The following is a 20,563-nucleotide window of genomic DNA, read 5'->3' as shown; positions in this document are numbered from 1 at the left end:
CGGCGGATGACCTTCGACCTGTACCGACGGGTGCGGGCGACGAACGACCCGGAGACCGCCCACGCGCTGTGGCGCGAGACCCGTGACGCGATGTTCGGCGAGCACCCGGCCAGCCCGCTCCTCGACGAGGACGCCCGCGACTTCGAGTCCCTGCCCGTCCCGGACTACGACCCGTCGTGGCGCTTCCGTGCCCGGATCGAGCCGGCGGAGCCCCTGGCGATGGACGTCGAGACGGGCACCGACGGCATCGTGCACTTCGACCGGCTCGGTGTCGTGACCCTGGCCGGCATCGGTTCGCTCGACGTGTGGTCGCACGGCGGCTACGCGGGCGGCGTGTTCATCCCGGTCAAGGACTCGAGCGCCGGCAAGGCCCGCGGGACCTACGGCGGCGGACGCTACCTCGTCGACACGATCAAGGGCGCGGACCTCGGGGGCGACGACGGCGAGCTCGTCCTCGACTTCAACTTCGCCTACAACCCGTCGTGCGCGTACGACCCGGCGTGGGCGTGCCCGCTCGCGCCTCCGGGCAACACCGTCGCGGTCCCGATCCCCGTCGGCGAGCAGTACGACTTCTAGGGTGGAGCACATGTCGGGTCTCGTCGCGATCGACGCCGGAGGGCGCATCCCGCCGTTCGAGCAGGTCCGGTCCCAGATCGCCGCGCAGATCAGCGCCGGGTACCTCGTGGACGGTGAACGGCTGCCGAGCGTCCGCGGACTCGCGGACGAGCTCGGGCTCGCCGCCGGGACGGTGGCGCGGGCGTACCAGTTGCTGGAAGAAGCCGGGCTCGTGCAGACCGCACGCGGCGCCGGAACCCGGGTGATCCGACCGGCCGAGGTGCCGTCGACGGTGACCGATGCCGCCCGTGCCCTCGCTGCCGCCGCACGGGCCGCGGGGCTGTCCGCCGACCAGGCCGCTGCCGCCCTGCGGGACGCCTGGCCCGCCTGACGCGGGCGCGGGCTGCGCCGGGGCGCGCCGCGCCGCAGTGTGCGAGGTTCCGCGCGGCGTGCGATGCCGCGCGCGTCCCACAGCGCGCGGAACCTCGCACAGTGCCGCGGCCTTCCGCGTCCGGCGCGCTGCGTCAGCAGCGCTCGAACACGTAGTCGTCGCTCGACGGCGTCACGAGGTCCCGGTCGCGCAGGATCGTCATCGCCGGCCGCTTCGCCGAGGCACACACCGATGGCCACGGCTGCTCGCTGTTGTCCGAGTACTCGACGTCGATGACCCGCTTGCCGTACGCCTTCGTGTACTCGCCGCACTCCTGGTAGACGAAGCACTCCTCGGCGACCACGAAGTCGAAGCCGGTCTGCTTCCGCCCGGACGCCCCGAGCTGCGGCGTGTTCTTCTGCCCGACCGCGAGCCCCTCGCCGTGCCCGAGACGGACGAGCGCGGCGGCGAGGGCGAGGTTCCCGGACCGCGTCAGCTTCCCCTTCGAGCGCGTCCACGAGTCGAGGTTGTCGAACTCGACGGCGGCGAACCCGCGATCGGCGCACCGGGCGACGGACTTCGTCAGGACCCGCACGATCGTCGCGCGCTTCGCAGCGGTCGTCGTGTCGAGCAACATCTCGTCCGGCCAGCCCGGGTCGGACACCGGCTTGCCCGATCGGTCGCGGAGGATCGCCGTCGGGTGGTCCCGCTTCCACATCGCGGCGTCCTCCGGCTGGGTCTGGAAGCCGTTGACGTAGCAGATCGAGTACTTCCCCGCCGCCGGGCGTGCGGTGCTGTCGCGCTCGACGATCGTGACACCTGCCGGCGGCGCGTACGAGCCGCCCAGCTGGTAGTCGGGCACACCCGAGGTGGGCAGGTTCCGGTACGACGCGGCGGGCACCGCGGCGGCGCAGGACGCCGTCCCCAGGACGGCGACGAGGGCCGTCGCGACGGTCAGCAGGACGGTTCTGGTGCGCACCGGTGCATCCTCGCACGAGCCGACGGACACCTCGGCCTGGGGGATCCGACCCGGGCACGCTATGCTGGACGTACTCGAGGCGCCGATCGCCTCGTGCGTCGTACGGACGCCCCCGAACTCCCGGTCCACGGACCGATGATCGAGCACCTCCCGAAGGTGCCAGGCTTCTCTGCTGCGGCGACTGCGCCAGCCACACCCGTTGGCGCGCATCCCGCCCGCGCGCTGCCTCGCAAGCGCGACCACAGCCGGAGCACTCCGGTTGGAAAGGTCACCATGACCAACGAAGACATCCGTTTCTCCGACCTCGGCGTCCCCGCGCCGATGGTCGCCGTCCTCGCCGACCAGGGCAAGGAGACCGCGTTCCCCATCCAGGAGGACACGCTCCCCGACTCCCTGCAGGGCAAGGACGTGCTCGGCCGTGGCCGCACCGGCTCCGGCAAGACGATCGCGTTCGCGATCCCGCTCGTCGCCCGCCTCGCCGCCAGTGGCCGCAAGCGTCGCGCCGGCCGGCCCCGTGCCCTGGTGCTCGCCCCAACCCGTGAGCTCGCGACCCAGATCGACGTCGCCCTCGCCCCGCTCGCCAAGGCCATGGGCCTGAACACCACGACCGTCTTCGGCGGCGTCGGGCAGGGTCGTCAGGTCGACGCCCTGCGCGGCGGCGTGGACGTCGTCGTGGCGTGCCCCGGCCGTCTCGCCGACCTCATGCAGCAGGGCCACGTCAACCTCGGCGACATCGAGGTGACCGTCCTCGACGAGGCCGACCACATGGCCGACATGGGCTTCCTCCCCGGTGTGACCAAGATCATGCAGGCCACGCCCGAGCAGGGGCAGCGTCTGCTGTTCTCCGCCACGCTCGACAACGGCGTGGACAAGCTCGTCAAGAAGTTCCTGCACAACCCGGTCATGCACTCGGTCGACGAGGCGAACAGCCCCGTCGAGGCGATGACCCACCACCTGTTCGAGGTCGCCGACGCCGACGCGAAGAAGGACCTCGTCCGGACGCTCGCGAGCGGCACCGGTCGTCGCATCCTCTTCATGCGCACGAAGCACCACGCCAAGCGCCTCGCCAAGCAGCTCAGCAGCCAGGGCATCCCGGCCGTCGACCTGCAGGGCAACCTGTCGCAGGGTGCCCGTGAGCGGAACCTCGCGAAGTTCTCCTCCGGCGAGGCCCTCGTGCTCGTCGCCACCGACGTCGCCGCCCGCGGTGTGCACGTCGACCACGTCGAGCTCGTCGTCCACGTCGACCCGCCGACCGAGCACAAGGCGTACCTGCACCGCTCGGGCCGCACCGCCCGCGCCGGTTCGTCCGGCGACGTCGTCACCGTGACGATGCCCGCCGAGCGTCGCGACGTCGCGCAGATGATGCGTGCGGCCGCGATCAAGGTCACGCCGCAGCAGGTCACGGCGAACTCCCCCGCCGTCACGGAGCTCGTCGGCGAGGTCGCTCCGGTCCGCCACGTCGCCCCGGAGCAGCCGGCACAGCAGCAGCGCCAGCCCAAGCAGCGCACCACCGAGTCCGACAACGCGGGCGGCGGCCGTCGCCGTGGTCGCGGCGGTCGTCCCGGAGGCGCGGCGCAGCCCGCGCGCACCGGCTCGGCTTCCGGGTCGTCCGGTGCAGGGCGTCGCGGCGGTCGTCCCGCCGAGGCCGGCGCCGGCGCGTCGACCGGCTCCGCCGGTGGGCAGCGCTCGGGTGCCGCGTCCGGCGGTCGCCGCAGTGGTGGCAGCCGTCGTGCGTCGAGCGACACCGTCCGTGGCGGGTCCGCTCCGGTCTGGTCCTCGGAGGGCGGCTACGCCGCCGGTCGTGGATCCGGCACCGAGTCGGGCGGCAACCGTCGTGGTGGCTCGCGCCGCGCCTCCCGTCCGGCGGGTTCCGCGCGCTGATCCTGTCGGCGTGGGGAACCTCCACGCCGCCTGAGCACGGACGCACTCCACGGGCGTAGGTTCTCCTTCACCGGATGCCGCGCGAGCGGCTGACGGGGAACTGTCCGCTGTCGGAAGGAGAGCCTATGGCTGGGATCGAAGACGTCAAGAACGCCGCTGCGAAGGCAGCTGGCAAGGCCAAGGAAGCCGTCGGGAACGTGACGGACAACGACCGCCTCAAGGCTGAAGGCAAGACCGATCAGGTCAAGGCCGACACCAAGCAGGCAGGTACGAACGTCAAGGACGCCGCTTCAGGCGTGGCCGACAGCCTCAAGAACGACAACAAGTAAGCCGGTCCAGTACCGCGCTGCGAAGCCCCCGGGTCCGATTCGGATCCGGGGGCTTCGTCGTGTGCGGGTGGTGTCGGCTGCTACATGAGGGCGCCGACCGATGCGAGTCCGGCGCGGAGGAGCGCTCCGCGACCGCCCTCCATCTCGTCGGCAACGGCGTCGGAAGCTGCCTCCATCGGGCTCATCCAGGTCAGCTCGAGGGCGTCCTGCCGGGGCTCGCACGTGCCGGTCACGGGGACGACGTACGCGAGGGAGATCGCGTGCTGCCGTTCGTCCGTGTAGACGGACGCGCCGGGCAGCGGGAAGTACTCGGCCACGGTGAACGGGGTGGGGCTCGACGGCAGCTGCGGGAACGCCATCGGCCCGAGGTCCTTCTCGAGGTGCCGGAACAGCGCGGTCCGGATCGACTCGCCGAACATCACGCGCCCGGACACGAGGGTGCGGGCGATGGAACCGCTCGGGGCGACGCGCAGCAGCACGCCCACCTCGGTGACGACGCCGAGGCCGTCGGTGCGGACGGGCACCGCCTCGACGTAGCAGATCGGCAGTCGACGGCGGACGTTCGCGAGCTCCTCGTCGGACAGCCAGCCGGAGTCGGGGTCGGGGGTGCGCAGCGAGGCCATGCACCGTGTCTACCAGTCACCGCGGCGAGTTCGGCGGAAGGCGCGGGGGTTGGGGATGGTTGATGCGTCAACTACTGTCGTCCACATGATCGATCGCGATGCCGTGCAGTGGACCCGGAGCCCCTCCGAGCGTGCGGGGACCCCGCTGCTCGTGACGATGCACGGGGTGGGGTCGAACGAGCGCGACCTGCTCGGACTCGCCCCGGCGCTGCCGTCGTCGTGGACCATGGCGTCGCTGCGTGCGCCGATGCCGTTCGGGCAGGGGTACAGCTGGTACCCGCTCGGGACGCCGGGCTCCCCGGCACTCGGGCCCGTCGACGAGTCCGTCGCCGGTGTCCTCGAGTGGATCGACTCGGTCGCGGCCGATCACCCGCGGATCGGGCTGCTCGGATTCTCGCAGGGCGGGTCGATGGCGCTGCAACTGCTCCGGGCACGGCCCGCTGCGTTCGTGTTCGCGGTGTCGCTGTCCGGGTTCGTCGTGCCGGGCGTGACGGACTCCCGTGACGAGGCCGTCGCCGCCGTCCGGCCCCGGGTGTTCCTCGGGCACGGCGACCTCGACCCGGTGATCCCCGGCGAGGCCACCGCCCGGACGCAGGCGTGGGCGGCGACGAACACCACCGTGACGGATCGCACGTACGAGGGCCTGCCCCACGCGGTGTCCGCAGCGGAGCTGGCGGACGTGGCCGCGTTCATCGGCGCGTAGGCGCGCTCGGCGGGCGGCGGGCTCGGCGGGCTCGCCCCGCTTGGTGAGCAGAAATGGTCGGGTCCGACGTGCGGACTCGACCATTGCTGCTCACGATGCGGACGGGAGGCGCGGTGCCAGCTGGCACCGCGCCTCCCGTCACGGGTTCCGACGTCAGTCGGCGAGGATCTGCAGGAGGTCCTTGCGGAGCTGGTCGATCTTGGCGGTCGCCGCCTTCGCCTGCTCCTCCGTCGCGCTGGTGCGGTACATGTGCAGGACGCCCATGGTCTTCCGGAGCGCCTCGATGAACTCGCGGGACGAGTCCGGGAGGCCCGGCGCGTCGAAGGCCGCGGCGATCTCGTCCGCCTTCGCCTCTGCCTCGGCCTTGCCGGCGTCGGTGAGCTCGAAGAGCGTCTTCCGGCCGTCACCCGTGGAGACGACGAGGTCCTCGTCCACGAGCTGCTGGAGCGTCGGGTAGACCGAACCGGGGCTCGGCTTCCAGGCGCCGCCGGTGCGTTCGGCGATGGTCTTGATGACGGCGTAGCCGTTCTGCGGGCCCTCGGCCAGCAGGCCGAGGATCGCGAGGCGGACGTCGCCGCGGCGACGGCGTTCGCGGCCGAAGCCGGGACCGCCGAACCCCGGACCGCCGAAGCCGGGTCCGAAACCGCGACCGAAGCCGGGGCCGAAACCGCCGCGTCCGCCGTGGTCGTGGTCACCGCGGTCGCGGCCGGGGAAGCCGGCGCCGTGGTGCTGCCGCGCGCCGCCGAAACGGGGGCCGCGCGGGTGCTGGGTGGTGTCGAAGTCGTTGTGCATGGGTCGCATGATGCGTCCTTCCGTTGTGCTGAGTCGGCTCGCGAACGGTCTGACCGGAATCGTCTTCGTCGTATCGCGATGTGTTAACGATAGATCGGTAACTATCGCTCTGTCAAGGGGTACGCCCGCACGGGCTGCTGTCGGTGGTGGCGGGCAGGATGGGACGGACCATGACGGACGTCCTCGAGCGCTTCTCCCCCGCCACCGCGGAGTGGTTCCGCGGCGCCTTCGCCGCACCGACCCCGGCGCAGGCCGGTGCGTGGGACGCCGTCTCCACCGGGCAGCACGCGCTCGTGATCGCCCCGACGGGGTCCGGCAAGACGCTGGCATCGTTCCTGTGGTCGATCGACCGACTCATCAGCTCGACCGACCGTCCGCCCGCGAAGCAGCGCACCCGGGTGCTCTACGTGTCCCCGCTGAAGGCCCTCGGCGTCGACGTCGAACGGAACCTGCGCAGCCCGCTCGTCGGCATCACCCAGACCGCACGGCGCCTCGGGCTCGAACCACCCGACGTCACGGTCGGGGTCCGCAGCGGTGACACCCCGTCGTCCGATCGGCAGAAGCTGCTGCGGCAGCCGCCGGACATCCTCATCACGACGCCGGAGTCGCTGTACCTCATGCTCACCTCGCAGGCGCGCGAGACCCTGGTGAACGTCGACACCGTCATCGTGGACGAGGTGCACGCCGTCGCGTCCACCAAGCGCGGCGCCCACCTGGCGGTCTCGCTCGAACGGCTCGACGACCTGCTCGAGAAGCCCGTGCAGCGGATCGGGCTGTCGGCGACGGTGCGCCCCCCGGAAGAGGTGGCGCGGTTCCTCGGCGGACGCGCACCGGTGTCGATCATCGCCCCGCCGGCGCAGAAGACGTTCGACCTGCGGGTCGTCGTGCCGGTCGACGACATGGCCGAGCTCGGTGCACCGCCCGTCGGTGCGGACGCGACCGAGTCACCGACGAACGGGTCGATCTGGCCCCACGTCGAGGAACGCGTGGTCGACCTGGTCGAGGAACACCGGTCGACCATCGTGTTCGCGAACTCCCGCCGCCTGGCCGAGCGGTTGACGGCACGGCTGAACGAGATCCACGAAGAACGCGTGCTCGCGGCGGCGGGCTCGGTCGGTGACGGGGCGCTGGTGCCGGCCGGTGCCACCCCCGCCGACGACGGCCTGCCGGTCGCGCGCGGGCGTCCGCAGTCGCCGGCACGGACCTCGGCGCACGCCGTCGCCCCGCAGGGCACGAAGCGGCCCCCGGCGCAGGTGATCGGCGCGTCCGGGCAGACCGGTGGCGGGGGCTCCGACGCCGCCGTGCCGGTGCTCGCCCGCGCCCACCACGGTTCCGTCTCGAAGGACCAGCGCGCCATCATCGAGGACGACCTGAAGTCCGGTCGACTGCGCTGCGTCGTCGCGACGAGTTCGCTCGAGCTCGGCATCGACATGGGCGAGGTCGACCTCGTCGTGCAGGTCGAGGCGCCGCCCTCGGTCGCGAGCGGTCTCCAGCGCGTCGGTCGCGCCGGGCACCAGGTCGGCGAGATCTCCCGCGGCGTGCTGTTCCCGAAGCACCGCGCCGACCTGGTGAACAGCGCCGTGACGGTCGAGCGGATGGTGGCCGGGCAGATCGAGTCGATCTCGGTGCCGGCGAACCCGCTCGACGTCCTCGCGCAGCACACCGTGGCAGCGGGGGCGATCGACACGGTCGACGTCGAGCACTGGTTCGAGCTCGTGCGGCGGAGCGCCCCGTTCAGCGGTCTGCCCCGCTCCGCGTTCGAGGCCACGCTCGACCTCGTGACCGGGCGCTACCCGAGCGACGAGTTCGCCGAGCTCCGCCCGCGCCTGGTGTGGGACCGCGTGCACGGCACCCTGACCGGGCGTCCGGGTGCCCAGCGGCTCGCGGTCACCAGCGGCGGGACGATCCCCGACCGCGGCATGTTCGGCGTGTTCATGGTCGGCGAGAAGGCCTCACGCGTCGGCGAGCTCGACGAGGAGATGGTCTACGAGTCCCGCGTCGGCGACGTCTTCGCGCTGGGTGCGACGAGCTGGCGCATCGAGGAGATCACCCACGACCGGGTGATCGTCAGCCCCGCGTTCGGGCAGCCGGGCCGCGTGCCGTTCTGGAAGGGCGACGGCATCGGTCGCCCCGCGGAACTCGGCCGTGCCACCGGGGCCTTCGTGCGCGAGGTCGAGGGGGCTTCCGACGACGACGCACGCGCCCGGGTGGCCGCCGGCGGGCTCGACGAACGGGCCGTGACGAACCTGCTCACCTTCCTCCGCGACCAGCGCGCCGCGACCGGACACGTGCCGAACGACACGACCCTCGTGATCGAGCGCTTCCGTGACGAGCTCGGCGACTGGCGGCTCATCCTGCACTCGCCGTACGGCATGCAGGTGCACGCGCCGTGGGCCCTGGCGGTCGCCGCACGACTCCGTGAGCGCCACGGGATCGACGGCGACGCCATGGCCGCCGACGACGGGATCGTCGTGCGCATCCCCGAGACCGATGCCGAGCCTCCCGGCGCCGACCTGTTCGTGTTCGAGCGGGACGACCTCGAAGCGCTCGTGACGGACGAGGTCGGGGCGTCGGCGCTGTTCGCCGCGCGCTTCCGTGAGTGCGCCGCGCGGGCGCTCCTGCTGCCCCGCCGGAACCCCGGGCAGCGGTCCCCGCTCTGGCAGCAGCGGCAGCGGGCCTCGCAGCTGCTCGAGGTCGCCCAGAAGTACCCGTCCTTCCCGATCGTGCTCGAGACCGTGCGCGAGGTCCTCCAGGACGTGTACGACGTGCCCGCCCTGCTGGGGATCGCCGACGACATTGCGGGCCGGCGCATCCGGTTGGTCGAGACCGAGACGGAGACGCCGTCGCCGTTCGCGCGCTCGCTGCTCTTCGGGTACGTCGCCGCGTTCATGTACGAGGGGGACTCCCCGCTCGCCGAGCGTCGGGCGGCCGCACTGTCCCTCGACTCGACGCTGCTCGGCGAGCTGCTCGGTCGTGCCGAGCTCCGCGAGCTGCTCGACCCGGCGGTGATCGCCTCGGTCGAGCGTGACCTGCAGCGGCTCTCGCCGGACCGCCGGGCGCGCGACGCCGAGGGGATCGTCGACGTCCTGCGGCTCGTGGGCGCGCTCGACCTCGACGAGATCGTGGACCGGAGCTGGCTGGCGGAGGCGGACGACCGCGCCGCAGCGACGACCGAGGTGCAGACCGTGCTCGCCGCGCTCGAGCGGGACCGCCGCGTGCTCGCGTTCTCGCACGCCGGCGCGACCCGCTGGGCCGTGATCGAGGACGCCTCCCGACTGCGCGACGCCCTCGGGGTGCCCCTGCCGATCGGCGTGCCGACGGCGTTCGTCGAACCGGTGGCCGACCCGCTCGGCGACCTGGTCGGCCGGTACGCCCGGTCGCACGGGCCGTTCTCCGCGCAGGACGCCGCCGGACGGCTGGGGCTCGGGATCGCCGTCGTGCAGGACACCCTGCGCCGCCTCGTCGCCGACCGTCGCGTGGTCGAGGGCGAGTTCCGTCCCGATCGCCAGGGTGCGGAGTGGTGCGACGCCGAGGTGCTCCGCCGCATCCGCACGAAGTCGCTCGCGGCGCTCCGGCACGAAGTCGAGCCCGTCGCGCCGGACGCCCTCGCGCGGTTCCTGCCCGCGTGGCAGCACGTCCGGACCGCCGGCACCCGCGGTGGGCTGCGCGGCGTCGACGGGGTGCTCCAGGTCGTCGACCAGCTCGCCGGGGTGGCACTGCCCGCGAGCGCGTGGGAGACCCTCGTGCTGCCGGCACGCGTCGGCGACTACGCGCCGAGCATGCTCGACGAGCTCACCGCCACGGGCGAGGTCCTCTGGTCCGGCGGCGGCACCCTGCCGGGCAACGACGGCTGGATCCGCCTGCACCTCGCCGACACCGCGGCCACGACCCTGGCGGAGCCCTCCGGTGACGAGACGACCGAGCTCCAGCGGGACGTGCTCGGTGCGCTCGCGGGCGGCGGCGCGTACTTCTTCCGGCAGCTCGGGCAGGCCGTCGGCAGCACCGACGACACCGCCCTGTCGACCGCGCTGTGGGACCTGGTGTGGGCCGGGCAGATCACGAACGACACCTTCGCGCCGTTGCGCGCGATGCTCGGCGGGAAGGCGAAGAGCTCGAGCGCACCCCGCGCACGGGCGTACCGCGGCCGTCGTCGGCCGACGATGCCGACCCAGTCCGGTCCGCCGTCCGTCGGCGGCCGGTGGTCCCTGCTCCCCCTCGCCGAGTCCGACGCGACCGTCCGGGCCGCCGCGACCGCCGAACAGCTGCTCGAGCGGTACGGCGTCGTCACCCGCGGCGCGGTGCAGGTCGAGGGCGTCCGGGGCGGGTTCGCCGGCGTGTACCGGGTGCTCTCCCGCTTCGAGGAGTCCGGCCGGGCCCGCCGGGGTTACTTCGTCGAGGGCCTCGGCGCCGCGCAGTTCGCGACGGGGCCCACCGTCGACCGGCTCCGCACGTACGCGCGCGACATCGACGACGACGAACGGGCCGATCCGGACCGGTCGCGTGATGCCCTGACCCTCGCGGCGACCGACCCGGCGAACGCGTACGGGGCATCCCTGCCGTGGCCGTCCGACGCCGCCGCCGGGCCCGACGACGACGGTCCGGGCAGCGCCGACGGTCCCGCTGGTCGTCCCGGTGGGGCCGCCGACTCCGCTCCCGCGAAGGGCCGCGGGCACCGACCCGGGCGCAAGGCGGGTGCGCTCGTCACGACGGTCGACGGGCACCTCGCGGTGTACGTCGAACGCGGTGGCAAGTCGGTGCTGACCTTCACCGACGACCCGGCGGACCTCGCCGTGGCGGCGGCGTCGATCGCCGCGACCGTGCGGAGCGGCCTGCGGAAGCTCTCGGTCGAGCGGGTGGACGGCGACTTCGTCCTCGAGACCCCGCTCGGTTCGGCGCTGCGCGAAGCCGGCTTCACCGCCACGCCGCAGGGGCTGCGTCTCCGTGTCTGAGCGCACGACGGGGGTGCCCGGTGCCTGAGGGCGACACCGTCTTCCGGGCCGCCCGTCGGCTCCACGCCGCACTGGCGGGGAAGGTCCTCACCCGCAGCGACTTCCGGGTGCCGGCGTTCGCCACGCTCGACCTCGTCGGCCGCACGGTGGACGAGGTCGTCCCGCGTGGCAAGCACCTGCTGCACCGGATCGGCGACCTGACCGTGCACTCGCACCTCAAGATGGAGGGGCGGTGGGACGTCTACGCGCCCGGGGACCGCTGGCGTCGCCCGGCGCACCAGGCGCGGGTGGTGCTCGACGCGACCGGCGGCGGACCCGGCAGCGCCGCCGACGTCTCGACGGTCGGCTTCGCGCTCGGGGTGCTCGAGGTCGTCCCCCGCGACCAGGAGTCCGAGATCGTCGGGTACCTCGGCCCCGACCTGCTCGGTCCCGACTGGGACGCCGACCTCGCGCTGGCGAACCTGACGCGGGACCCTGATCGTCCGGTCGGCCTCGCGCTGCTCGACCAGCGGGTACTCGCCGGCCTCGGGAACGTCTACCGCAACGAGCTGTGTTTCCTGCGCGGTGTCCTGCCGACCCGTCCGGTGCGCGAGGTGCACGACCCAGCGCGGATGATCGCCCTGGCGAGCCGGCTCATCCTCGCCAACCGTGACCGCAGCGCCCGTGTGACCACCGGGGTCGATCGGCCCGGTCGGCGCTTCTGGGTGTACGGCCGAGCGGGGAAGCCGTGCCTGCGCTGCGGGACGCCGATCCGGTACGGGGAGCTCGGTGAGTCGGAGCTGACCCTGCGGGACACGTACTGGTGTCCGCGCTGCCAGACCTGACGGGGCGCGGCCGCGGCCACCGCGCCGGCGCTCTGTGCGAGGTTCCGACCACTGTGGGACGCGAGCAGGGCCGCACGGTGCGCGGAACCTCGCACGCTGTCGTGGAACGCGCCGGCGCTACGCGCGCGACATGATCCACGCCAGCATGTACGACCGCGAGTTCGCCGAGTCGACCACCGCGTCCGGCAACGCTCGCGCCTCCCGCAGCGCCGTGGCCGCATCGGTCCGTGACGCCAGCGCCCGGTACATGAGCAGGTAGTCGCCGAACTGCACGTCGTACCTGCCGTCCGGCACGGCCTCGGCCAGCACCCGACGGATCTGCGCCGCCCCACCGGCATCGACGTACGAGGCGGCGACGGCCGGCATCGGGATGAGCTCGATCCCCGCGGGCGCGGCCGCCGCTGCGCTGAACCAGGTCGCGTGGTCGCGCTTGCCGCCCCAGGTCAGCGAGACCACCCGGTGCCGGAACTCCGGGAACGCGGAGAGGTCCGGGTCGAGCACGTCCCGCGCGGCCGAGGCCGCCTCGTTCGAGAGCAGCCACGTCCCGACGGACCGGAGCGACGACGACCCCGACGACGACCCCGACGACGACCCCGACGACGAGCCGGACACCGCTCCCCACAGCGCGACGCCGTTCCACGCCGAGACGGCCTCGGACGACGACTCCTGGTTGTTGCCGTCGGCGAACGGCGAGAACCCGGACGCCCACGAGTGCTGCGCGTACGGGTCGTAGACGCGGAGCGCCGGGAACGAGGCGGTGGCCTCCGGCGAGGCGATGTCCGCCGCGACGAGGTCGGCCACGGTCCGCCACCGGCTGACGAGCGCCGGGTCGTCGGCGGCGAGGACGGCGGCTGCGGACAGCACGTAGCCGTAGTGGAAGTGGTGGTCGTTGAACTCGTCGGAGCCGAACGAGGCCTCCTGCCCGACGAGCCCGTGCAGCGTGGGGTCGTAGGCGAAGCACCGCGCCGTGCGGGTCCCGCACCCGGCGGGGTCGAACCACTGGTCGAGCTCGTCGACGACCGAGGTCTTCAGCGCGTCCGCCACCGACGCGAGGTCGAGCTGCGTCGCGAGCCGGTACAGGTTCGCGACGCGGTAGAGGTCCTTCCCGCCGCCGTAGCTGTCCGCGGCGTACGACGAGGCATCCACCGTGGACGCGTCGGCGCGGACCTGGGTGACGAGTGCCCCACGCTCCGCGGACGACAGCCCCGACAGGTCGAGGGTGTCCGAGGGCCGGACCGTGTCGACCGCGAACCGCAGGGCGGTGCCGGTGCAGACCGGGGCCGGTCCCTGGACGGTCTCGTAGTGCAGGCCGGTGCACTCCAGGCCGGTCGTGCCCTGCCCCGGCTGCGGGACGAGCACGCCCCGGTCGCCGGAGCCGAAGTCGTACGTGAGCGTCGTGCGCTGCTTCCCCCGCGAGGCGCTGCGGTCGAGCGCGACCCCCGTGAGCGGACGGGCGGCGGCGACGAGCCGGGCCGTCTGTGCCGCGGTCGCGCCGTCCGGGACCGGCAGGAGCACGATGCTGCCGCCGGACCGCAGGTCGATCGTGTCGCCGTCGATCGTCCCGTCGCGGACGACGAGCTGCCAGGTCCGGCCGCCGCTGGTGACGGTCCCGGTGCCGTCCTCGGTGCCGTCGATCGGCGAGGTCGCGGTGACGGTGCCGGCACGCGCGGCGGTGTACGTCACGAGCGGCGAGCCCTCGGCGACCACCGTGTGCCCGAGGACGGTGGAGCCGTCACGGTGCTCGACGGTCACGGACACCGAGTCGTAGTCGGACACCAGGGTCGAGGTCGCACCGAGGTCGAGTCCGACCTGCTGCGTCGCGCCGCCGGCGATGGTCTTCTCGGTGGCCGTGACGGTGGGGAGCCCGGCCGCGAAGCCGTCGTCGGTCACCTGCCACGAGATCGGGCTGGGGAACACCGGCTGCGGTGCCGCGCCGAAGACGAGTCCCGAGAACCAGCGGTTCGTCGGCGGCAGCAGGCCGTCGGCGAGGCGCATCGCGCCCGCCTTCGACGACGCGACGTCGCCGAGAGCGGCGACCGCGCGCGCCTGTGCCGCACCGTTCGTGGTGGGCGAGGTGGTCTCGCCGGGGTGATCCGTGCCTCCAGGACCGGTGCACGCGGTCACGAGCATCGCGACGGCCGTCACGACGGTGACGCTGGTGGACAGCCTGGAGGCACGGCGCACGCCGACCCGACGGCGCGCGTCCGGCGCCTGGTCGCGACGGGCAGACCGAGGCAGCCGGAGCATGGGGCTACAGTCCGATCTGCCGCGCGAAGTCACGGACGAGGTCCGTGACACCCGCGAGCCGGCCGTCGTCCCGCAGGTGCAGGGTGGCGTCCACCGGCGTCCCGGGGCTCGTGATGCCGCTCGACGGCGACGCGGAGAGCTCGGGGCTCTCGACGTCGACCGTGGTCTTCGCCTGCCCCTGGTCGTTGGTCTCGACGCTGACGCTCTTCACGGTGCCCCGGATCGTCGTGTCGTTCGGGAGCACGAGGTCGACCGCGGCGCCGTTCCGGATCCGCCCGTAGTCCCGGGCCGTCACGATGAAGCTCGAGGTGACGAAGAGGCTGTCCTCCTTGTGGATCGTGCCGAGCTCGGAGCCGGCCTGCACGTATCCGCCGGTCTTCACGTCGACCTTGGCGACGGTGCCGGAGACCTCGGCCTTGAACGTGATGAAGCCGTCGGCGCCGATGTCGTACGCGCTCGTCTGCGTGTTCGCGCCCACGACGCCCTTCCGGATGTCCTGCGCGAGCTGGAGGCTCTGCACCTGCAGGAGCTGGTCGCCCTTCCGGACGGTGTCGCCTTCCTCGACGTACTCCTCGGTGACGGTCCCGCCGTAGTCGGTGCCGACGGCGTACTCCTGCGCGGCGATCGCCGCCGAGGTGCTCGCCACGGCGCTCTGCCGCTGGTTGAAGACGAGCGTGAACGCCGCCACGACGACGAGCACCACGATGAGTCCCGCGAACAGCCGGAGTCGGTTCGTCCAGGTCATGCCGTCACCCCGTCCAGCATCGCGGTCAGCCGGTCCGTCACACGGTTCCGCGCCTGTTCGCGGAACGCGGCGATGATGAACGCGAGGAACACGAGGGTGTTCGTGGTGTTCCAGGCCGTGGCGAGCGTCAGCTGCCCGTTGTCGAGGTCACGCCAGACCGCCACGACGCTCGTCAACGCCAGGAACACGAACACGAGCACCTGCGGGACGATGAAGTTGAACGGGGAGGGCGTCCGACCACGGGAGGCGCCGGTGACGTGCCACGCCTGCTCCTTGCCGCAGACGACGTTCCAGAGCGCGCTCGCGTAGATCGGGAACGAGACCGCGGCGAGCAGGAGCGTCTCGTACCGGAACGACCCGAGGGCGTAGAACGCGAGGAGCACCTGCGCGCCGTAGAAGCCGAGGTAGAACAGCACCCACTCGCCGGCCCCGATCGTCAGGTTCATCGGGCGCAGGTCGAAGTAGATCTCGAGCGGCGGCACGAGCAGGAGGAGCCCGGGGACGATGCCCGTCAGGTAGAAGCTCGCGGTGACGAGGTACTGCAGCCGCTGGTCCATCGTCAGCCGGTGCTTCGGGCGGAACGGGAAGTGCGTGAGCAGGATCTCGAAGCCGCCCGTGGCCCACCGGAGCTGCTGCTTGGTGAAGCCCTCGATGGTCTCCGGGGCGTCCCCGACGGCGAGGGTCATCGGGATGAAGACGGTCTTCCAGCCGCGCTCGTGGAGCATCAGGCTCGTCCAGACGTCCTCGGACTTCGAGTCGGTGTACATGCCGCCGATCTCGTCGATGGCCTCGCGGCGGAAGATGACGTTCGTCCCGACGCAGAACGCCGCGTTGAACCGGTTCCGGCCGGGCTGGATGAACCGGTAGAACACCGTCTGCATGTACCCGGCACCCCGCGAGACGAGGTTGTGGAGGTTGCCGTACGACTGCGGGGTCTGCACGAAGGCGATCCCGTCGTCGGCGAAGAACGGCACGGTCTCGAACAGGAAGTCCGGCTTCGGCACGAAGTCCGCGTCGAAGACCGCGAAGTAGTCGCCCTTGGCGAGCGTCAGCGCGTGGTTGATGTTGCCCGCCTTCGCGCCGTGCGACGACAGCCGACGGACGTACCGGGCGCCGAGCTCCTCGGCGAGCGCCCGCACCTCGTCGCTCCGCCCGTCGTCGAGCACCCACGTGCGGTGCTCGCCGCGCATGGCCACCGCGGCCTGCACCGTCGCGGCCACCTTGGTGAGCTCCTCGCCGTAGACGGTGATGAAGACGTCGACGTCCACCCGGCGTCCGCGCACGTGCATCGGCCAGCGGTGGGGCTGGTCGGCGGCGCCGCTGCGGGCGATGGTGTCGCGGTCGAACAGGGTGTCCTGGGTGTGGTGGAACGCGAAGTCCCGGGGGTCGGAGCCGCCGGACAGGATCGTCCACATGGACAGGAGCGCCTGCCCCACGAGCACGCTCTCGGCGACGATCACGAGTCCGTACGGCAGGAAGTCGCCCCGGTTCGCCGGGTCGAGGAGGAACACCGCGTACGCCATCACGCCGAGCGTGGCAACGAGCACGATGAGGACCATCACGGGGCTGTGCGCCCGGCTCTCGGCACGCGGTCGGACGTAGGGCACCGGCTCGGTCTGCCGGCGGCGTCGGGCGCGCTCGCGGTCGCGCGGCGTGAGCGGGGCCGGGAGCTGGAAGTCGAAGGACTGCAGCTCGTCGGTCGCCTCTGGTGCTCGGAGTGGCGTCTGGGTACGACGGACGTCGGGTGGTGCGGACATGGCGTGGTCTCCTGTCGGGTTCGGAGAGGACTCACGCGGGGTCGAGCGCAGGCGCCGACGCATCGTGAGACGGGCGTCGGCGGCTGCGGCGACATGGATCCGGACCCTCGGGAGGTCCGGCCGGCGAGGGACTAGGGATCCTGCGCCGGCGGTGCTCGCGACCGTGGGTGCGGTCGCGGTGTTCGGTGTGTCGTGTCGTGGTGCGGTCGTGCTGTCGACGGCCCGTCGCCGTCGGTGTTGCGAGCGTAGGTCCGACGGTGGTGCTGGTTCGTGACGAACGTGTGAACAAGTCTCGGGGGCGGCGATCGTGCGGTTTCCCGCAAGCGGCCGCCCCCGACGCGACGTCAGGCCGCGGAACGTCCCGCGGCGGGGCGTCGGCGCAGGGTGGCGTCGAGCACGGCCGGCGGCTGGTACTGCTGGTCGAGCCGTCCGACGTCGGTGCCCGGCGGGACGATCGCGTCGATGCGGTCGAGGACCTCGTCGGAGAGCACCACGTCGGCGCCGGCGAGCAGGTCGTCGAGCTGCTCCACGGAGCGCGGGCCGATCAGGGCGCTCGTGACGCCGGGGTGCGCGATCGCGAAGGCCATCGCGAGGTGGGTCATCCGGATGCCGGTCTCCTCGGACAGTGCGACCACCTGTTCCACGGCGTCGATCCGTCGCTCGTCGCGGTTGTGCCGGAACATCGTCGCGCGGGCGAGGTCGGTGTCCTGCCCCTTCCGGAAGCGGCCGGTCAGCATGCCGCCGGCGAGGGGACTCCACACGAGGGACCCCATGCCGTACCGCTGGACGACCGGGAGGACCTCGCGCTCGATGCCGCGGTTGAGGATCGAGTACGTGGGCTGCTCCGTCCGGAAGCGCTCGAGTCCGCGCCGCTCCGACGTCCACTGCGCCTCGACCTGCATCGACGCGGGGAAGTCCGAGCTGCCGATCGCCCGGACCTTGCCGCTGCGGATCAGGTCGGTCAAGGCGGACAGGGTCTCCTCGAGGTCGACCGTGTCGTCGGGTCGGTGCGCCTGGTACAGGTCGATGTGGTCGGTCCGGAGGCGCCGCAGCGACCCCTCGACGGCCTGCGTGATCCACCGCCGGGAGTTGCCGCGCCGGTTCGGGTCGTCGCCCATCGGGCCGTTGAACTTGGTGGCGATGACGACGTCGTCCCGGCGGCCGGCGAGCGCCTTGCCGAGCAGTTCCTCCGAGCCGCCCTGCGAGTAGCGGTCGGCGGTGTCGATGAAGTTGATGCCCGCGCCGAGTGCGCGGTGGACGATGCGGATCGAGTCCTGCTCGTCGCCGTTGCCGATGCTGCCGTCGGTGCCGAGCATCATGGCGCCGAGGGCGAAGGGGCTGACCTGGATGCCGGTGCGGCCGAGGGTGCGGTACTGCATGTGCGGTTCCTCCTGTCGATGGCGTTCCGGGTGTCGGTGCCGTATCGTGGCCCGAAGTGGAACGCTCTTCCGGAACTATACGGAACGGCTTTCCGTTTACGCAAGAGGAGGACTCCGTGCGCGCCGACGCCCGACGCAATGCCGACGCCCTGACCGACGCCGCCAAGGCCGTCTTCGCGACCGACGGGGTGGACGCCCCCGCGAAGCTGATCGCGGACCGGGCCGGGGTCGGCGTCGGCACGCTGTACCGGCGGTTCCCGCAGCGCTCGGACCTCGTCGTCGCGGTGTTCCAGCGGGCGGTCGAGTCGACGGCGGCCGCCGCGGACGAGCTCGCCGCCGCGCACGCCCCCGACGAGGCGCTCGCCCTGTGGCTGCAGCGGTTCACCGAGTTCGTCGCGACGAAGCGCGGGCTCGCCGCCGCCCTGCACTCGGGCGACCCGGCGTTCGAGGCACTGCCGGACTACTTCCTCGCGCGGCTCGGTGGCGCCCTCGGGGGGCTCCTCGACGCCGCGGCGGACGCGGGGACGATCCGCCCCGACGTCGACGCGCAGCAGCTCCTGCACGCGGTGGCCGACCTGTGCCACGGGGCTCCGACGATCGAGCAGAGCCAGCTGCTCGTCGGGCTGCTCGTGGACGGGCTCCGCTACCGCGCGACGGCCTGACCGGCGGGGTGGAGCCGCTCGGCCGCGGTCGCCCGGACGGCCTCGGTCACGCGCTCGAGCAGCGGTGAGGCCAGGTTCCAGCGCTGCCACCAGAGCGCCACGTCCGCCCGACGCCCGGGAGTGAGCTCGACGAGGTCACCCCGGTCGAGGGCATCGAGGCACTGGGCCTCCGGCAGCATCCCCCAGCCGAAGCCGAGCGACACCGCACGGGCGAAGTCCGCCGAGGTCGGGACGAAGTGCCGCGGCCCGGACGGCGCGTGGCCGAGAACCCGCCGCAGGTACCCCTGCTGCAGGTCGTCGTCGCGGTCGTAGTCCACGAGGGGCACCCGGTCGAGGAGCCGTGTCATCCGCTGCTCGCTGTCGACACCCGGCAGGTACCGGGCGACGAACGACGGGGAGGCGACTGCCCGGTACCGGTCGATCCCCAGCGGCACCGAGGAGCACCCCTGCACCGGCTCGGCCTCGGCCGTGACCGCCGCCATCACCGTGCCCGCGCGGAGGAGTTCGGCGGTGCGGTCCTGGTCCTCGCGGTGGAGGTCGAACACGACCTCGGTGTCGGCACGCACGCGGGCGAGCGCGTCGAGGAACCAGGTGCCCAGCGAGTCGGCGTTCACCGCGAGCGGGATCGACGGGACGACCGACTCGCCGCCGCCGAGCGCCCGGGTGGTCTCCTCGTCGAGCAACCGGGCCTGTCGTGCGTGACGGAGGACGACCTCGCCGTCGGGGGTCGGGCGTACCGGCGTCGTCCGCTGCAGGAGCACCCGGCCCACCTGCTGCTCCATCGACTTGATGCGCTGCGACACCGCCGACGGCGTGATCGACAGCGCTCTGGCCGCGGCGTCGAGCGTCCCGTGGTCGACCGCGGCGAGCAGGGTCTCGAGGTGTTCGCGCTGCAGTCGTGGCATGCAGCTGAGCTTACGCAGCATCAGGAACGTGAGCTGTCCTGCACGTGGCCGCGGCCGTACGGTCGGACCGTGACCACACTCCTCCCCCTGCTCGCGGGCCTCGGTACCGGGCTCGCGCTCATCGTGGCGATCGGTGTGCAGAACACCTACCTGCTCCGGCTCGCGGTGACCTCGTCGGTACGGGTCGTCGCAGCGGCGGTGGTGGTCTGCGCGCTCTCGGATGCCGTGCTGATCCTCGCGGGGGTGCTCGGCGTCGGGGTCGTGGTGGAGCGGTTCCCGGTGGCGCTCGTGGTGATCCGCTTCGTCGGTGCGGCGTTCCTGGTGACCTACGGGGTGCTCGCGGCTCGTCGGGCGCTGTGGCCGTCCGGCGCGGCGATGCGGGTGGAGTCGGCGGCGGCGGACGACGGCGTGCCGGTGGCGACCGCGGCGGTGGGACCGGCCACCTCGGCGACGGTGGGTGCGGGGCGGACGCGCACCGCGCCTCCAGGACCCCGACGAACCGACCGCGCCGTCACCATCCGGACGGCCGTCGTGACGATGCTCCTGTTCACGTGGGCCAACCCGCACGTCTACCTGGACACGCTCGTGTTCCTCGGGTCCGTCGCGAACCAGCAGGGGCCGGCGGAGCGGTGGTGGTGGACGGTGGGGGCGGTCCTCGCGAGTTGCCTGTGGTTCGGCGCGCTCGGGTTCGGCGGACGGCTGCTGCGACCGTTGTTCGCGAAGCCGCTGACGTGGCGCGTGTTCGACGGGCTCGTCGCGCTCGTCATGCTCGGGTTCGGCGCGGCGCTCGCACTGGGCGCCTGACGCGGCGCACGGCGGGTGGCCGCGCCCACGACCGCGTGGAACCACGTTTCCGACACCGA

17 protein-coding genes are annotated in these 20,563 nt (G+C 72.7%); 9 read left to right on the top strand and 8 right to left on the bottom strand.

What is annotated here, in order from left to right:
- Positions 1-6 precede the first annotated feature (6 nt).
- Positions 7-576 (top strand): DUF1684 domain-containing protein, encoded by a 570-nt coding sequence (locus tag BIV01_RS07875; protein ID WP_071295230.1) that lies wholly within the window; start codon positions 7-9, stop codon positions 574-576.
- A gap of 10 nt (positions 577-586) precedes the next feature.
- Positions 587-946: a GntR family transcriptional regulator gene (locus BIV01_RS20340; protein WP_071302511.1), complete on the top strand. Its 360-nt coding sequence runs from the start codon at positions 587-589 to the stop codon at positions 944-946.
- A gap of 133 nt (positions 947-1,079) precedes the next feature.
- Here the strand turns inward: BIV01_RS20340 and BIV01_RS07865 are convergent, their stop codons facing one another.
- Positions 1,080-1,904 (bottom strand): endo alpha-1,4 polygalactosaminidase, encoded by an 825-nt coding sequence (locus BIV01_RS07865; protein ID WP_071302510.1) that lies wholly within the window; start codon positions 1,902-1,904, stop codon positions 1,080-1,082.
- A gap of 273 nt (positions 1,905-2,177) precedes the next feature.
- On the opposite strand from BIV01_RS07865, the gene BIV01_RS07860 reads away from it, so the two are divergent.
- Together BIV01_RS07860 and BIV01_RS07855 are read left to right on the top strand one after the other, a co-directional pair.
- Complete coding sequence (locus tag BIV01_RS07860) at positions 2,178-3,785, top strand: DEAD/DEAH box helicase (RefSeq protein WP_071302469.1); 1,608 nt, start codon at positions 2,178-2,180, stop codon at positions 3,783-3,785.
- Positions 3,786-3,910: 125 nt separating this feature from the next.
- On the top strand, positions 3,911-4,114 hold the full coding sequence (locus tag BIV01_RS07855) for a CsbD family protein (RefSeq protein ID WP_070417647.1): 204 nt from the start codon (positions 3,911-3,913) through the stop codon (positions 4,112-4,114).
- Between the two features lie 80 nt (positions 4,115-4,194).
- Here the strand turns inward: BIV01_RS07855 and BIV01_RS07850 are convergent, their stop codons facing one another.
- On the bottom strand, positions 4,195-4,737 hold the full coding sequence (locus tag BIV01_RS07850; RefSeq protein ID WP_070417646.1) for an NUDIX hydrolase family protein: 543 nt from the start codon (positions 4,735-4,737) through the stop codon (positions 4,195-4,197).
- 85 nt (positions 4,738-4,822) lie between these two features.
- Between BIV01_RS07850 and BIV01_RS07845 the strand changes: the two genes are divergently transcribed.
- Positions 4,823-5,440 carry an alpha/beta hydrolase gene (locus tag BIV01_RS07845; protein WP_071302468.1) on the top strand — a complete coding sequence of 206 codons (618 nt, stop codon included), beginning with the start codon at positions 4,823-4,825 and terminating at the stop codon, positions 5,438-5,440.
- Between the two features lie 153 nt (positions 5,441-5,593).
- Here BIV01_RS07845 and BIV01_RS07840 read toward each other — a convergent pair whose 3' ends face one another.
- A complete protein-coding gene (locus tag BIV01_RS07840; protein WP_071295190.1) occupies positions 5,594-6,232 on the bottom strand; it encodes a PadR family transcriptional regulator in 639 nt (212 codons plus the stop codon).
- A gap of 170 nt (positions 6,233-6,402) precedes the next feature.
- Between BIV01_RS07840 and BIV01_RS07835 the strand changes: the two genes are divergently transcribed.
- Positions 6,403-11,181 carry an Lhr family ATP-dependent helicase gene (locus BIV01_RS07835; protein WP_071302467.1) on the top strand — a complete coding sequence of 1,593 codons (4,779 nt, stop codon included), beginning with the start codon at positions 6,403-6,405 and terminating at the stop codon, positions 11,179-11,181.
- A gap of 20 nt (positions 11,182-11,201) precedes the next feature.
- Entirely contained in the window at positions 11,202-12,005 is an 804-nt protein-coding gene (locus tag BIV01_RS07830) for a DNA-formamidopyrimidine glycosylase family protein (RefSeq protein ID WP_071302466.1), read from the top strand.
- Between the two features lie 117 nt (positions 12,006-12,122).
- Here BIV01_RS07830 and BIV01_RS07825 read toward each other — a convergent pair whose 3' ends face one another.
- From BIV01_RS07825 to BIV01_RS07810, 4 genes are all read right to left on the bottom strand, one after another.
- Positions 12,123-14,252, bottom strand: coding sequence for a glycosyl hydrolase (locus BIV01_RS07825; protein ID WP_071302465.1), 2,130 nt, complete (start codon positions 14,250-14,252; stop codon positions 12,123-12,125).
- Between the two features lie 4 nt (positions 14,253-14,256).
- Positions 14,257-14,997, bottom strand: coding sequence for an HlyD family efflux transporter periplasmic adaptor subunit (locus tag BIV01_RS07820; protein ID WP_070417640.1), 741 nt, complete (start codon positions 14,995-14,997; stop codon positions 14,257-14,259).
- Positions 14,994-16,754, bottom strand: coding sequence for a glycosyltransferase family 2 protein (locus BIV01_RS07815; RefSeq protein WP_071302464.1), 1,761 nt, complete (start codon positions 16,752-16,754; stop codon positions 14,994-14,996). The genes BIV01_RS07820 and BIV01_RS07815 overlap by 4 nt, the downstream gene beginning before the upstream one ends.
- 344 nt (positions 16,755-17,098) lie before the next feature.
- Positions 17,099-18,133: an aldo/keto reductase gene (locus BIV01_RS07810; protein WP_071302463.1), complete on the bottom strand. Its 1,035-nt coding sequence runs from the start codon at positions 18,131-18,133 to the stop codon at positions 17,099-17,101.
- Between the two features lie 116 nt (positions 18,134-18,249).
- Here BIV01_RS07810 and BIV01_RS07805 point away from each other — a divergent pair, with 116 nt between their 5' ends.
- Complete coding sequence (locus BIV01_RS07805; protein ID WP_083413862.1) at positions 18,250-18,795, top strand: TetR/AcrR family transcriptional regulator; 546 nt, start codon at positions 18,250-18,252, stop codon at positions 18,793-18,795.
- Here BIV01_RS07805 and BIV01_RS07800 read toward each other — a convergent pair.
- Positions 18,777-19,700 (bottom strand): LysR family transcriptional regulator ArgP, encoded by a 924-nt coding sequence (locus BIV01_RS07800; RefSeq protein ID WP_071302461.1) that lies wholly within the window; start codon positions 19,698-19,700, stop codon positions 18,777-18,779. The two genes, BIV01_RS07805 and BIV01_RS07800, sit on opposite strands and share 19 nt — an antisense overlap.
- Positions 19,701-19,769: 69 nt before the next feature.
- Here BIV01_RS07800 and BIV01_RS07795 point away from each other — a divergent pair, with 69 nt between their 5' ends.
- Positions 19,770-20,504, top strand: a complete 735-nt coding sequence (locus tag BIV01_RS07795; RefSeq protein ID WP_071302460.1) for a LysE/ArgO family amino acid transporter — start codon at positions 19,770-19,772, stop codon at positions 20,502-20,504.
- Positions 20,505-20,563: the final 59 nt, after the last annotated feature.

The sequence above is a fragment of the Curtobacterium sp. MCBA15_013 genome, from assembly GCF_001865095.1.
Classification (GTDB): Bacteria; Actinomycetota; Actinomycetes; order Actinomycetales; family Microbacteriaceae; genus Curtobacterium.
Note: the sequence above shows the minus strand (reverse complement) of the source record. Positions and strands in the feature narration are given on the sequence as shown.

What these genes read in the sequence shown, in the direction of transcription:
- BIV01_RS07875 (WP_071295230.1), top strand. Translation starts at nt 7, where the DNA reads ATGACCTTCGACCTGTACCGACGGGTGCGGGCGACGAACGACCCGGAG.
- BIV01_RS20340 (WP_071302511.1), top strand. Translation starts at nt 587, where the DNA reads ATGTCGGGTCTCGTCGCGATCGACGCCGGAGGGCGCATCCCGCCGTTC.
- BIV01_RS07860 (WP_071302469.1), top strand. Translation starts at nt 2,178, where the DNA reads ATGACCAACGAAGACATCCGTTTCTCCGACCTCGGCGTCCCCGCGCCG.
- BIV01_RS07855 (WP_070417647.1), top strand. Translation starts at nt 3,911, where the DNA reads ATGGCTGGGATCGAAGACGTCAAGAACGCCGCTGCGAAGGCAGCTGGC.
- BIV01_RS07850 (WP_070417646.1), bottom strand. Translation starts at nt 4,737, where the DNA reads ATGGCCTCGCTGCGCACCCCCGACCCCGACTCCGGCTGGCTGTCCGAC.
- BIV01_RS07845 (WP_071302468.1), top strand. Translation starts at nt 4,823, where the DNA reads ATGATCGATCGCGATGCCGTGCAGTGGACCCGGAGCCCCTCCGAGCGT.
- BIV01_RS07840 (WP_071295190.1), bottom strand. Translation starts at nt 6,232, where the DNA reads ATGCACAACGACTTCGACACCACCCAGCACCCGCGCGGCCCCCGTTTC.
- BIV01_RS07835 (WP_071302467.1), top strand. Translation starts at nt 6,403, where the DNA reads ATGACGGACGTCCTCGAGCGCTTCTCCCCCGCCACCGCGGAGTGGTTC.
- BIV01_RS07825 (WP_071302465.1), bottom strand. Translation starts at nt 14,252, where the DNA reads ATGCTCCGGCTGCCTCGGTCTGCCCGTCGCGACCAGGCGCCGGACGCG.
- BIV01_RS07820 (WP_070417640.1), bottom strand. Translation starts at nt 14,997, where the DNA reads ATGACCTGGACGAACCGACTCCGGCTGTTCGCGGGACTCATCGTGGTG.
- BIV01_RS07815 (WP_071302464.1), bottom strand. Translation starts at nt 16,754, where the DNA reads ATGTCCGCACCACCCGACGTCCGTCGTACCCAGACGCCACTCCGAGCA.
- BIV01_RS07810 (WP_071302463.1), bottom strand. Translation starts at nt 18,133, where the DNA reads ATGCAGTACCGCACCCTCGGCCGCACCGGCATCCAGGTCAGCCCCTTC.
- BIV01_RS07800 (WP_071302461.1), bottom strand. Translation starts at nt 19,700, where the DNA reads ATGCCACGACTGCAGCGCGAACACCTCGAGACCCTGCTCGCCGCGGTC.